Below are 12263 nucleotides of genomic sequence, written 5' to 3'. Positions count from 1 at the left end.
CCATGGGACAGACTCGCATTCCTTGCCTGATGATGCGCGGCGGTACTTCCAAGGGAGCGTACTTTCTCGCCACTGATCTTCCTACCGATGAAGCACTGCGGGAAAAAGTCCTGCTGGCCGTTATGGGCTCGCCTGACAAGCGCCAGATTGACGGTATCGGCGGCGCAGATTCGCTGACCAGTAAGGTTGCGATCATCAAGCGCTCCGAGCGACCGGATGTCGATGTGGACTACCTGTTCGCTCAGGTACTGGTAGAGGAAGCGCGAGTCGACTACGGGCAGAACTGCGGCAATATTCTGGCGGGTGTTGGCCCGTTTGCCATAGAACAAGGACTGGTTCCTGTGCTGGAAGATACAACTCAGGTTCGTATCTTCATGGAAAACACCGGTCAGATTGCCGTTGCGAATGTACTTACGCCAAACGGTGAGGTGCAGTATGAAGGCGATGCCCGCATTGATGGCGTACCGGGTACGGCCGCTCCGCTGATTGTTGAATTCGAGGATATTGCTGGCTCTAGTTGTGGTGCGCTGTTACCGACCGGAAACGTGTGCGACACGTTTGATGGGATTGAGGTGACCTGTATCGATAATGGCATGCCGGTAGTGCTGCTTCGAGCGGCCGATCTGGGTCGCACCGGTTATGAGACGCGTGAGCAGCTGGATGGCGATACCGAACTTAAGACCAGAATCGAGTCGATTCGTCTTCAGGCCGGGCCGCGTATGAACCTGGGGGATGTTACCCACCGTACAGTCCCCAAAATGTGCTTGATTGCCGAACCCCAAGCGGGTGGTGCTATCAGTAGTCGAACCTTTATTCCCCATCGCTGCCACGCCTCTATTGGCGTTTTCGGTGCGGTAAGCGTGGCCTCGGCCTGTCTGATCGAGGGCTCGGTAACTGATGGGTTAGCCCAGGTAGAGCAAGGCGACTCGTTGCAGCTTTCTGTTGAACATCCCACGGGAGAATTTACCGTCAAACTAGACCGCCATGCGGGACAGTTAACAGGTTGTGGACTCTTGCGGACCGCTCGCCTTTTGTTTGACGGACATGTTTATGTGCCACGCTCGGTCTGGGCATAGTCATCAATAAGTGCATGGTTGTCCGCTGATGAAGAGCGTACCGGTATAGGCTGATAAGGCTTTAGTTACTCTTATAAGGAGCAGGACTTTCATCCACAAACAAAAGCCCTGCAATAAAGCGCTTATTGATTGCGCGAGTATGCCGCGGCGGCTTCAACCTGCTCAGGACTTGGGCGGATGCCGGTGTACAGGACAAACTGCTCCAGTGCCTGCAAGGCGACCACTTCCGCGCCAGTAATAACAGGCTTGCCCAGCGCTCGGGCCCGCTGGATCAGTGGCGTTTCGGATGGCATTGCCACGACATCAAATACCACTTTAGCCTCTTGAATCACTTCGTCATCAAAAGACAGATCGTCCGCTTCCGGTCCGCCGGTCATGCCTACGGGTGTCACATTGATGATGAGCTCAGGGCGCAGGTCGCCCAGGGATTCGGTCCACTCATACCCGCAGGATTCAGCCAGGGCTCGGCCGGTAGTGGGATTGCGGGCCACGATGTGTCCCTTTTTGAAGCCGGCCTCCCGCAACGCAAACGCCACAGCCTTGGCCATACCGCCGCTACCCCGTAGCGCAAGCGTCAGATCACGAGACACCTGATGGCTATCAAGCAGTGAGGCGACAGCCAGGAAGTCCGTGTTATAGCCTGTCAGCTTACCGTCATCGTTCACAATCGTATTGACTGAATCGATCACGGCGGCAGAAGGGTCGAGGCCATCCAGAAGAGGAATGCAGGCTTCCTTGAACGGCATGGAAATAGCGCATCCGCGTATGCCAAGCGCTCGAATGCCGCCAATGGCAGCAGGCAGGTCGGTGGTTGTGAACGCCTTGTAGAGATAATTCAGGTTCAGGGCTTCGTACAGATGATTGTGAAACCGTGTACCGGTGTTGCCAGGGCGTCCCGCCAGGGACATGCAAACCTGGGTGTCTTTATTGATGGCGTGAGGCATTTTGATTCCTTCAAAAAAGCGGCTCCTGTTTGTCAGCCAAGCGGGCTTGCGGTTCCCAAGCACCGCTTGGTATGTGAACCCGATCAGCTCTCCAGTACCGCCCGCAGGTAAGGCGCGGTCTTGCTGCTGGTCTCTTTTGCAACGCTCTCGGGTGTACCGCTCGCGACAATGTGTCCGCCTCTATCACCAGCCCCTGGGCCGATATCGATGACCCAATCGCTTTGCGCCACGACGCGCATATCATGTTCAACCACAACAACTGTATTGCCAGCCTCTACCAGACCGTTGAGCTGGCGCACCAGGCGGTCGGTATCAGTAGGGTGTAGACCCGTTGTAGGCTCATCAAGTACATAGAGCGTAGCGCCGCGCTGGGTACGTTGCAACTCGGTTGCCAGCTTGATGCGCTGTGCTTCACCGCCGGAAAGCTCCGTGGCTGGTTGCCCCAGGCGCAGATAGCCCAGACCAATATCACGCAGGACGTGCAAGGGACGGAGTACGCCAGCTTCCTCCGCGAAGAAGGTACAGGCATCCTCTACCGTCAGGTTCAGGACTTCCGCAATGGTTTTTCCTTGCCAGGTGACTTCCAGCGTTTCGGCGTTGTAACGGGCGCCATGGCAGGTCGGGCAGGGCGCATACACTCTGGGCATGAACAGCAGTTCGACACTGACGAAGCCTTCGCCCTCACAGGTCGGGCAACGCCCCTTGGCTACGTTGAATGAAAAGCGACCGGCGTCATATCGCCGTTTCCGGGCTTCCGGGGTCGCGGCAAACAGTTTGCGGATGCCGTCAAAAAGGCCTGTATAAGTGGCAAGGTTGGAGCGCGGTGTGCGACCGATCGGCTTCTGATCCACCTGGACCAGTCGGCGAATATGCTCCATGCCTTCAATGATTTGTCCTGAGAGCGGCTGAGGGGCCTCCTCGTCCAGAGGTGATTCATCTTCATCGCGCTCGGCCAGCGGCCGGCCTAGCTGCTCACCGACCAACTCCAACAGGGCCTGGCTGACAAGAGTCGATTTGCCGGAGCCAGAAATGCCGGTAACGGAGGTAAAGCAGCCAAGCGGAAACGCAACATCAAGGGCCTTGAGGTTGTTGCGCGTTACGCCGGTTAGTCTTAGCCAATGAAGCGGCTTGCGGTGCGGGCGGCTCAAGGGGGCTGCTGTGCGCCGAGACGCAAACAGGTAATCCCGCGTTTGGGACGCTTCGACATGGGCCAATCCGGCGGGCGGTCCGCTGTAGAGAACCGTACCACCGTGTTCGCCTGCTGCAGGGCCCACATCCACCAGCCAGTCCGCACGCCGCATCGTCTCTAGATCGTGCTCCACTACGAACAAGGAATTGCCGGCCGCCTTGAGTTGATCCAGAGCCGTGAACAACGCTTCGCCGTCAGCAGGATGCAGACCGGCGGAGGGTTCATCGAGCACATAGATCACTCCGAAAAGCTGCGAATTCAACTGAGTGGCAAGGCGTAAACGTTGCAGCTCTCCCGAAGACAATGTTGGGGTACTGCGTTCCAGAGAGAGGTACCCCAGGCCTAGCTCGGTCAGGGTTGTCAGGCGTTCCAGCAGATCCTGGGCGATACGTTGGGCCGCCAGGCGCTTTTCGTCTGACAGAGTCGGCGTGCGGCGCACGTCCGGGGCGGCCTCATGGGAAGCGCCACCTTCCCGGGCACGCGCTTCACGTGCGCGGCGTGATTCTTCCCTTGTGAAGGTTTTCTCCACGGGGGATGACCCTGAAGCCAGCGCACCGGCTGCAACAGGTGTGAGGACATCAACCAGGGTCAGCAGAGGCATGCGGGCCAGCTCGCCAATGTCATGCCCGGCAAAGGTGACGGACAGCGCCTCACGCTTCAGGCGCTTACCTTCACACAGCGGACACAGGCTACCCACCATGAATTGGGATACTCGTTTTTTCATTAACGCGCTCTGCGAATGGGCAAAGGTATGTAACACATAGCGGCGCGCACCGGTGAAGGTGCCCATGTAGCTGGGCTCGCGCTTGTGCTTGAGAGCTTCGCGGGTCTGCTCTGGTGTCAGGCCGGGATAGACCGGAACGGTCGGCTGTTCTTCAGTAAAAAGAATCCAGTCGCGATCCTTTTGAGGGATATCGCGCCAAGGTGTGTCTACGTCGTAGCCCAGGGTTACCAGAATGTCCCGCAGATTCTGCCCCTGCCAGGCAGTAGGCCAGGCGGCAATGGCCCGCTCGCGAATAGTCAGCGAGTCGTCCGGTACCATAGACTGCTCGGTTACTTCATAGACTCGTCCGAGCCCATGACATTTAGGACAGGCGCCTTGGGGTGTGTTGGGCGAAAAGTCCTCTGCGTAGAGCATGGGTTGATCAGGCGGATAGGTGCCGACGCGTGAGTACAGCATGCGGATCAGGCTGGACAGGGTAGTGACGCTACCCACCGAAGAGCGAGCGCTGGGCGTGCCGCGTTGCTGCTGGAGAGCAACAGCCGGAGGCAATCCTTCTATGGTGTCCACATTCGGTACGCCCACCTGATCGATCAGGCGACGGGCATAGGGTGCCACCGATTCAAAGTAACGACGCTGGGCCTCGGCGTACAGGGTTCCAAAGGCAAGGGAGGACTTGCCAGAGCCCGAAACGCCGGTAAAAACAACCAGGCTGTCGCGGGGGATGTCGACATCTACATTCTTGAGATTGTGCTCACGCGCGCCCCGGACGCGGACAAAGCCGGGGGCTGTAGAGGGAGAGGCGTGGGTGGGATCAGGCGTGCTTCGTTTGTTGGGCATGCGTCAGGTCTTGGCGTAGGAACGTATTCATAGGACCTTTTACCTGCCGGGACGACTGCACAACAGCCAGGAAAACCGCTACGTTGCGATCCAGGCCTCATGCACGTTGCAAGATATCCCCACGTAAATACCCACCGGCGTATCCACGAATCGGGTTGCCGTACACATCCTCAAGGCCCAAGACCTCTCGGGCGCAGCTCATCCAGGCCTGAAGCATGTCTGGAGAGCCATTCAGGGCACCGACCTTGATACGTCCGCTCCGGGGCTCCGGCATGCTGTACATGACGGGGCGCCCCAAGATGGCGGATGCCTCGGAGAGTTCGGGGATATCGTGATCCATGGCATCGAAGAATTCATGGCCGGCGATGGAGATTGGTTTGAGCGCCTTGACCTGTTCGATTGCCGCCTCGATCGTGGCTCGTAATTGATCAGGATTGATCTTTTGCCAATTCGACCGGGAGGCGATACGCCACGCGCGTAGATCAGCCGGATCGACCCCGGGGCAGAGACCTTTGTAGGCTGCGCTCAGGCAATGGTCGGCGGCGGCAGCCAGTTGCAGCTCCGGCGTCGGCTCGATCTCCAGCAGCTGGCAGACCTGCCCCAGCGAGGAGCCTTCCCAGTAGCGCGCCGGAGGCATGTCATACCCCGGATCGCCTTCATGATGATGGTCTACCACGATATCACGAGGTTGGGAGGTATCGGCGAGGCCGCATTCCACCCAGACGATAGGGCCATGGGGCTCGCCTTGGCGGGCAGATGTGCGATCGGCTTTATAGGCATTGCCCGCGTATACCCGACGCTCATCCGCCAGCGCATAGGCCAGTCGATGCCGTGCCCTAAGAACCAGGGTCTCGATGAGCATCATTTCAGGATCTCGCGCACCAAGGATGAACAGGTATTTCATAAACATGACTGACGCTTCAGGGAGTTGAGTTATATCAGGGATAGGCGTATCGGATTAGACCCGCTGCCGTGCCATGGGTTGAGGCGAACACTTAGACGATTGACATGAGGGACTTCGAGATACGTTTACACTGTAACAAGACAGTGACTTCCCTGTATTCTGCGCCGCCTCATGTTTAGGCAAGAAGAGAGCGGGCACGTTTACATGCATAGCGACATTCATACGCCTGCCCGGCGATTATCCTGGCAGGACCATAAGACCCTGGGTCTGGCGGCGCTGGGCGGTGCCCTGGAAATCTACGATTTCATTATTTTCGTCTTTTTCGCGCTGGTGCTCAGCCAGTTGTTTTTCCCGCCGGAAATGCCTGAATGGCTGCGGCTGCTGCAAAGCTTTGGCATTTTTGCTACCGGGTATCTGGCGCGTCCGCTGGGCGGGATTCTGATGGCACATTATGCCGACCGCCTGGGGCGCAAGCGCATGTTCAACCTGAGCATCCTGCTTATGGCGTTGCCAAGCCTGCTCATTGGCGTGATGCCTACTTATGCGCAGATCGGCTACTTTGCACCGCTGATCCTGCTGGCACTACGGGTATTGCAGGGGGCTGCCGTCGGCGGCGAGGTGCCCAGTGCCTGGGTGTTTGTAGCAGAGCATGCCCCGGCCAATCACCGAGGTTATGCGCTGGGTATTCTTCAGGCCGGCCTGACCTTTGGCTACCTGTTGGGTGCACTGACGGCCACGGTGCTGTCATCAATCTATGTCGAGAAAGAACTCCACGCCTATGCCTGGCGTATCCCCTTTATCCTGGGCGGCTTTTTTGGCGTCCTGGCGGTATGGCTACGGCGGTGGCTGAACGAGACGCCTGTCTTCATGGAGATGCAGGCTCGCAAGGTATTATCGGCGCGCCTGCCGTTATCGACGGTCCTGCGAGAACACCGCACCGCCTTGCTGCCGGCGGCACTGCTGACTTGCGTTCTGACTTCGGCAGTGGTCGTCCTGGTGGTTGTGACGCCTACCGTGATGCAGAAGTACTTTCATATTCCGACCAGTACCGCGTTCCGCATGAGCTGCATCGGTATCGTATTTCTGAATATTGGCTGCGTCATCGCCGGACGCATCGCCGATCGAATAGGTCCCTGGCAGGCGATGGGATTGTACAGCGCCGTTCTTGCCCCCGGTATTGCCGTCCTGTATGCGAGTCTGGTCAGCGAGGCGATAGCGCTCTGGCTGGGCTACGCAGTCGCAGGTCTTGCCTGCGGCATTGTGGGCGTCGTGCCATCGGTGATGATCGGGCTGTTTCCCTCCAATATTCGAGTCACGGGTATTTCCTTTACCTATAACATTGCGTACTCGATCTGGGGCAGCATCACGCCGTTGACTCTGATTGCCCTGATGCCGGTCAGCCCCTGGTTCTGCGTGGGCTACTGTGCGGTCATGGGCCTGGTCGGACTTGTCCTTATGCTGGCTTACCGGCATGACCCTCGATTGTCGCGGCCCCTGACCGATTTCTCCTCCTCGTCAGACTGATTTTGCTTCTGCACCTGTCCTGTCGGCTGAGCACCCGGCAAGGCAGGCGCGACGAGGTGTTGTCCCAACCGACAGGCTGCAATTCAGCTTTTCTGGTCTGCGCCGATAGAGCCTTTTAGCTAAGCAGACATGGGAAAGGCACCATGAAATTCAAGTCCATTCAGTACACCATCATGGCGTATGCCGGTGCCTGTATCCTGGCGATCGTCATCGCCCTGGTGGGGTATGCGTTGGTTACCGGCGAGCGTACACAGGATCAGGCGGCCAAGGGTACAGAGGCGTTGTTTGAAAAGGTCATCCAGGAGCGGCTGATTTCTCTGGCCGATGCCAACGTCATGCATATCCAGCATGACCTTGAAAAGCCATTGAACATCGCAGCATCACTGGCGCAGCTGAGCGCCTTGGCTGCCAGCGATCCGAGCACCAGCGTCCATCTGTCGCGAGATGAGCAGGATCGAATCGTTCGAAATGCGATGGAAAAGCACCCTGAACTCCTGGGCGCTTATCTGGGCTGGGAGCCCAATGCCTTTGCAGGCGACGACTATCAGTTCATGGGGCAGCCTGGGCATGACAGCACTGGCCGCTTTCTGCCGTATTGGTTCCGTAATGCCGATGGTATGCTCGGCCATGACATCATTCAGTTCATGGAAAGCCAGAAACGCTCCGACTTAGGCGTGCGCGAGGGCGAGTACTATCTGTGTGCCAAGGAAACGCAACAGCTTTGCGCTGTTGACCCCTATACCTATGACGTCGCTGGCAAGCCTGTCCTGATGGCATCGTTTACCGCGCCTATCATGGTCAAAGGCAAGTTCCAGGGTATTGCCGGTGCGGACCTGTCCGTCGGCTTTATTCAGGATGCTCTGGTCAAGGCCAACCAGTCGCTCTACCAGGGCGCAGGTCAAATGGCACTGATTGCCAGTAATGGTGCCTTGATTGCCTATACCAAGGACGCCGGCCAGCTAGGCAAGTCTGTCAGCACTCTGCTGGATGAAAACGAGTTGAATAATCTAAAGCAGCTGAAGTCGACCGAGCCGCTATACGACTATGACGAAGCGCATGGGCATATCGAGCTGTTTCTACCGTTCAAGGTCGGTAACACGTCCGCTCAATGGACACTGATGATCCAGCTGCCCATCCAGGCCGCACTGGGCGAGTCTCTGAAGCTTCACGACGATATCAAGGCGCAGAGCGATCGAAATACCTTTGGAATGGGATTGGTCGGCCTGGCCCTTGCCATTATCGGGCTTGGCGCGCTGTGGCTGGTAAGCCGCAGTATCACGCGACCACTGAAGCAAATGGTGCTGATGCTGGATGATATCGCTCAAGGCGAGGGCGATCTGACCCGTCGGCTGGATGAAAACCGGCCCGATGAGCTGGGTGCCATGGCAAAGGGTTTCAACCGCTTCCTGGCCAAGCTGCAAGCCATGATTACCCAGGTAGTATCCTCGGTACAAAAAGTGAGCGATGCATCCGAGCATACAGCAGAGATCGCCATTCACACCCAGCAAGGGGTACAGAAGCAACAATCTGAAATCGATCAAGTGGCGACGGCCATTCAAGAGATGTCCGCTACAGCTCAGGAAGTTGCCCGCAGTGCCAACCAGGCGGCCGAGGCGGCAGGTAATGCGGATCAGTCAGCCAATCACGGGCGGACCATTGTGCAGAACTCCAGCGATGCGATTTCCGCACTGGCTGCCGAGATCGACCGTGCGGTTGTCAGCGTGGAAGGGCTGGCCAAGGACAGCGAAAACATTACCACGATCCTGGTCAGCATTCGCGGCATTGCCGAACAGACCAACCTACTGGCCCTCAACGCAGCCATTGAGGCGGCACGGGCTGGTGAGCAGGGCCGCGGCTTTGCCGTAGTGGCGGATGAGGTTCGTAATCTGGCGGGCAAGACTCAGCAGGCGACTCAGGAAATCCAGACCATGATCCAGCAGCTGCAAAGCGGTACGCAGGACGTGGTGCAGATCATGCAGGCCAGTCAGGCGAAGACCGAGACCAGCGTGCAGCAATCTTCCGAGGCCGCAGCTGCGCTGGCGGCGATCACCGAGGCGGTTTCCGTCATCACGGAAATGAACATCCAGATCGCGGGAGCGGCCGAAGAGCAAAGTGCCGTGGCGGAGGACATCAACCGTAATGTTACCGTGATCGGAACGGTTGCGTCTGAAGTGGCCCAGGGTGCAGAGCAGTCGTCGCACGCCAGTGCCGAGCTGACACAGCTGGCCGAGCAGCAGCGTCGCCTGGTCAATCAGTTCAAGGTCTGACGGCAGAACTGCGCGCCCGCAACAAGGGCGGGCAACGCAGGGAAGCAATCGGAGTAGGGGAGGGCGGTTCTTACACTGCAATACGGCGATAAGAACACGACCCTCTCAGGTCAGCAGCGTGGGGCCGGGTTACAGCTCAGCCAGCCGGATGAGATAGCCGTCGATTTCTTGCACAGGCATGCCAGTTTCGGTGCAAAGGTAGGTACTTTGCACCACCTTGTCGTCAAGAATCATCGGTGAGTTGGCAGCGTCTTTCCCTTTCAACTCCGTCAGTGCTTCTTTCAAATCAAATACAGCATCGCTATAGCTAACCAGCTTGTGACCATACTGGCCCTGCATGATGAGAAAATGCATGAGGTTTGTCCTGTAGGTTGCTGACCTGATTAGTTATAGGTGACTTTTAGGCATTTACAAAGCCCCGCTAATCGGTAAGCGGCTAACTTCTTATCACCGTTAGGATTAATTGTCTCCCTTGGGTGGAATGTGCTTATCTGATAGGGCATTTCTCATGGCCCCGTCGCTCCTGGCAGACAGGGCGACCGATAAGAACAAGACGAGAGCACCTACATGAGTGAGCGCTGCATCCAGGTAACGGAACTGCCACTGGCCTCCGGCAAGCGGCTCGGACGCGTGACGCTAGACGCACCAAGCAGCCTGAACGCCCTATCCTTCAACATGGCCGTCCAGCTGCAAGAACAGCTCAGGCACTGGGCGGAGCAGGACGACATTGACGCGGTCTGGCTGGAGGGAGCTGGTGAAAAGGCCTTTTGCGCGGGAGGCGATATCGTCGCGCTCTACAAGGCCATGCGGGAAGGAGAAGCTGGGCCGGGCAAGGCCACCGGTGAGTACTTTGCGCTGGAATACCGGCTCGATCACTTCATCCATCATTACCCCAAGCCGCTTATTGCCTGGGGGGCGGGTTACGTCATGGGAGGAGGGCTTGGGTTGCTCGCCGGTGCCTCTCATCGCGTAGTATGCGAGAGCACCCGTGTTGCCATGCCTGAGGTCAGCATCGGGTTATATCCCGATGTAGGGGCGAGCTGGTTTCTCAACCGCATGCCGGGCCGTTGCGGGCTGTTCCTGGGCGTTACCGGCGCACAGCTTACGGCGCGCGATGCGGTTTTCGTCGGGCTGGCGGATCGCTGCATTGCAGCGGAGCGGCGTGAACAGGTCATTGCCGATTTGCAGGCCATGCCCGATAGGATGCTCGGCCATGCCTCGGTTGCACAGGTGCTGCGCCAGCATGAGCAAGCAAGCATGGCCGTGATGCCTGAGCCAAATGTGCAACCGCTCTTCGATACCCTTCAGGCCCTGACGGATTTCGATGATGACAAAACCGTACTTGCTGAAATCAAGGCCTACAGCGGCGATAATCCCTGGCTAACCAAGGCGGCCAAGACATTGGCCCAGGGCTCACCGACTTCGGCGGCCATCACGCTGCGTCAGCTCAGGCGCAGCAAACGCTGGTCGCTGGCCGAGGCGCTGCGCAGTGAGTTGGACCTGTCGGTGCGCTGCACTCAGCTCGGTGAGCTGCAGGAGGGGATACGCGCCCTGCTGATCGACAAGGACCGCCAGCCGAAATGGCATACGGATCCACTCGCAACGGACGACCCGGCTTGGCTGGATGTCTTTTTCGAGCCTGCCTTTGCGGCCCATGAGCATCCGCTGCGCGCCCTGAAGGACTGATCAGTGGTCAGCCGTGCCGTTCCCAAGGGCACCATCTCGACCTATCTGGTGGAGGAGGCGCTACAGGCCTTTGCTGCGCGGGGAATGAGCCATGCGGAATTATTGTGCGACATCGGGCTGGCACCAGACTGTCTGGCGGAGCCGGGCGGCCGGGTGCCCGTCCCCTTTTACGGGCGCATCTGGCGGCGTCTGGCCCGGCGCTTTGATGATGAGTTTTTTGGCATGGATCCGCGTGGCATGCGGTCCGGTAGTTTCGAGTTTCTCTGCCGGGCCTGCCTGTCCCAACCTACGGTAGGTGCAGCGTTGATCCATGGGCTGGCTTTTCTCGGGCTTACCTTCGAGCGCCTTCGTGGTGAGCTGGTCCGCAGCCAGAGCCTGGCGGAAATTATATTGCGAGAGCCCGCCGGGGCGCCCAATCGAGCCTTCGCGTATTTCACCTACTGGATGATCGTTCACGGCGTAGCCTGCTGGCTGGCTGGCCGCCGGATCCCGATCCTGGCAATCGAGCTGCGCTGCCCCGAGCCCGCCTTTACGGCCGATTACAAGGTCATGTTTTCGGATAACCTGCGTTTCAACCAGAGCCGGACACGGATCATCTTTGCTGCCGAGGTACTGGATGTACCAGTGAGACGCAGCGAGGCGGACCTGCAGCGCTTTCTGGCTGAGGCACCCTGCAACATCCTGGAGAAATACCGCGATTCGGACAGTTTGGCGAGTCGGATCAAATTGCAGTTGCGGCAACTGCCGGGCGAGCAGTGGCCTACCAGTGAAGCCCTGGCGTACACCCTGTGCATGTCGCCTGCAACCCTGCGGCGGCGTCTGGCAGAGCAGGCGCAGTCCTACCAGGCGATCAAGGACACCGTACGCAAGGAACAGGCGATCGACTGGCTGGCCGATCCCTCGATGACCTATTCGGACATTGCTACTCAGCTTGGCTTCGCTGATATCAGCGCCTTCTACAAGGCCTTTCGTAAATGGACCGGAACCAACCCTGGTCACTACCGCAACCTGATTCTCGCCCAGGTCGACTCTGCCTGATTGTCCAAACCGCTCAGCCAGATTGAAGGGTTTGACCATTGCAAGCCAGCGCTGGCGCGATACAGTCAAAAAAG

The 12263-nt window shown here is 58.3% G+C and carries 9 protein-coding genes and 1 pseudogene; 6 read left to right on the top strand and 4 right to left on the bottom strand.

The annotated features are described in order from the left end of the window. The first annotated feature begins 2 nt into the window (after positions 1–2). Positions 3–1076 (top strand): 4-oxalomesaconate tautomerase, encoded by a 1074-nt coding sequence (locus JQR86_RS09935; RefSeq protein WP_407363295.1) that lies wholly within the window; start codon positions 3–5, stop codon positions 1074–1076. A 122-nt stretch (positions 1077–1198) separates the two neighbouring features. Here the strand turns inward: JQR86_RS09935 and JQR86_RS09930 are convergent, their stop codons facing one another. From JQR86_RS09930 to JQR86_RS09920, 3 genes are all read right to left on the bottom strand, one after another. Further along, a complete protein-coding gene (locus tag JQR86_RS09930) occupies positions 1199–2020 on the bottom strand; it encodes a shikimate 5-dehydrogenase (protein ID WP_434153487.1) in 822 nt (273 codons plus the stop codon). 83 nt (positions 2021–2103) lie between these two features. Further along, positions 2104–4770 carry an excinuclease ABC subunit UvrA gene (gene uvrA, locus JQR86_RS09925; protein ID WP_434153486.1) on the bottom strand — a complete coding sequence of 889 codons (2667 nt, stop codon included), beginning with the start codon at positions 4768–4770 and terminating at the stop codon, positions 2104–2106. A 97-nt stretch (positions 4771–4867) separates the two neighbouring features. Then, the gene (locus tag JQR86_RS09920; protein WP_125889845.1) at positions 4868–5680 is read right to left on the bottom strand and encodes a hypothetical protein; all 813 of its coding nucleotides are present in this window, start codon (positions 5678–5680) and stop codon (positions 4868–4870) included. A gap of 198 nt (positions 5681–5878) precedes the next feature. Here JQR86_RS09920 and JQR86_RS09915 point away from each other — a divergent pair, with 198 nt between their 5' ends. The 3 genes and pseudogenes from JQR86_RS09915 to JQR86_RS09905 all read left to right on the top strand — a co-directional run bounded on the left by JQR86_RS09915 (position 5879) and on the right by JQR86_RS09905 (position 9465). Further along, positions 5879–7198, top strand: coding sequence for an MFS transporter (locus tag JQR86_RS09915; RefSeq protein WP_434153485.1), 1320 nt, complete (start codon positions 5879–5881; stop codon positions 7196–7198). A 143-nt stretch (positions 7199–7341) separates the two neighbouring features. Then, positions 7342–8562, top strand: a pseudogene (locus tag JQR86_RS09910) (PDC sensor domain-containing protein); the annotation flags it as partial. 18 nt (positions 8563–8580) lie between these two features. Further along, positions 8581–9465, top strand: a complete 885-nt coding sequence (locus JQR86_RS09905; protein WP_434154873.1) for a methyl-accepting chemotaxis protein — start codon at positions 8581–8583, stop codon at positions 9463–9465. A 129-nt stretch (positions 9466–9594) separates the two neighbouring features. On the opposite strand, the gene JQR86_RS09900 is transcribed toward JQR86_RS09905, so the two are convergent. Beyond that, the gene (locus JQR86_RS09900) at positions 9595–9819 is read right to left on the bottom strand and encodes a hypothetical protein (RefSeq protein ID WP_010798231.1); all 225 of its coding nucleotides are present in this window, start codon (positions 9817–9819) and stop codon (positions 9595–9597) included. A gap of 213 nt (positions 9820–10032) precedes the next feature. On the opposite strand from JQR86_RS09900, the gene JQR86_RS09895 reads away from it, so the two are divergent. Then, the gene (locus tag JQR86_RS09895; protein ID WP_434153484.1) at positions 10033–11151 is read left to right on the top strand and encodes an enoyl-CoA hydratase/isomerase family protein; all 1119 of its coding nucleotides are present in this window, start codon (positions 10033–10035) and stop codon (positions 11149–11151) included. Positions 11152–11235: 84 nt separating this feature from the next. Next, positions 11236–12189: an AraC family transcriptional regulator gene (locus JQR86_RS09890; RefSeq protein ID WP_083397927.1), complete on the top strand. Its 954-nt coding sequence runs from the start codon at positions 11236–11238 to the stop codon at positions 12187–12189. The last annotated feature ends 74 nt before the right edge of the window (positions 12190–12263 follow it).

The sequence above is a fragment of the Pseudomonas sp. JZ134 genome, assembly GCF_051027695.1.
In the GTDB taxonomy this organism is placed as follows: domain Bacteria; phylum Pseudomonadota; class Gammaproteobacteria; order Pseudomonadales; family Pseudomonadaceae; genus Chryseomonas; species Chryseomonas luteola.
The sequence above is the reverse complement of the archived record's forward strand: the minus strand, read 5'-3'. Positions and strand labels throughout refer to the sequence as shown.

Excerpts from the sequence above, each read along its gene's own strand:
- JQR86_RS09920 (WP_125889845.1), bottom strand. The coding sequence starts at position 5,680 with ATGTTTATGAAATACCTGTTCATCCTTGGTGCGCGAGATCCTGAAATG.
- JQR86_RS09915 (WP_434153485.1), top strand. The coding sequence starts at position 5,879 with ATGCATAGCGACATTCATACGCCTGCCCGGCGATTATCCTGGCAGGAC.
- JQR86_RS09930 (WP_434153487.1), bottom strand. The coding sequence starts at position 2,020 with ATGCCTCACGCCATCAATAAAGACACCCAGGTTTGCATGTCCCTGGCG.
- JQR86_RS09900 (WP_010798231.1), bottom strand. The coding sequence starts at position 9,819 with ATGCATTTTCTCATCATGCAGGGCCAGTATGGTCACAAGCTGGTTAGC.
- JQR86_RS09895 (WP_434153484.1), top strand. The coding sequence starts at position 10,033 with ATGAGTGAGCGCTGCATCCAGGTAACGGAACTGCCACTGGCCTCCGGC.
- uvrA (WP_434153486.1), bottom strand. The coding sequence starts at position 4,770 with ATGCCCAACAAACGAAGCACGCCTGATCCCACCCACGCCTCTCCCTCT.
- JQR86_RS09890 (WP_083397927.1), top strand. The coding sequence starts at position 11,236 with ATGAGCCATGCGGAATTATTGTGCGACATCGGGCTGGCACCAGACTGT.
- JQR86_RS09935 (WP_407363295.1), top strand. The coding sequence starts at position 3 with ATGGGACAGACTCGCATTCCTTGCCTGATGATGCGCGGCGGTACTTCC.
- JQR86_RS09905 (WP_434154873.1), top strand. The coding sequence starts at position 8,581 with ATGGCAAAGGGTTTCAACCGCTTCCTGGCCAAGCTGCAAGCCATGATT.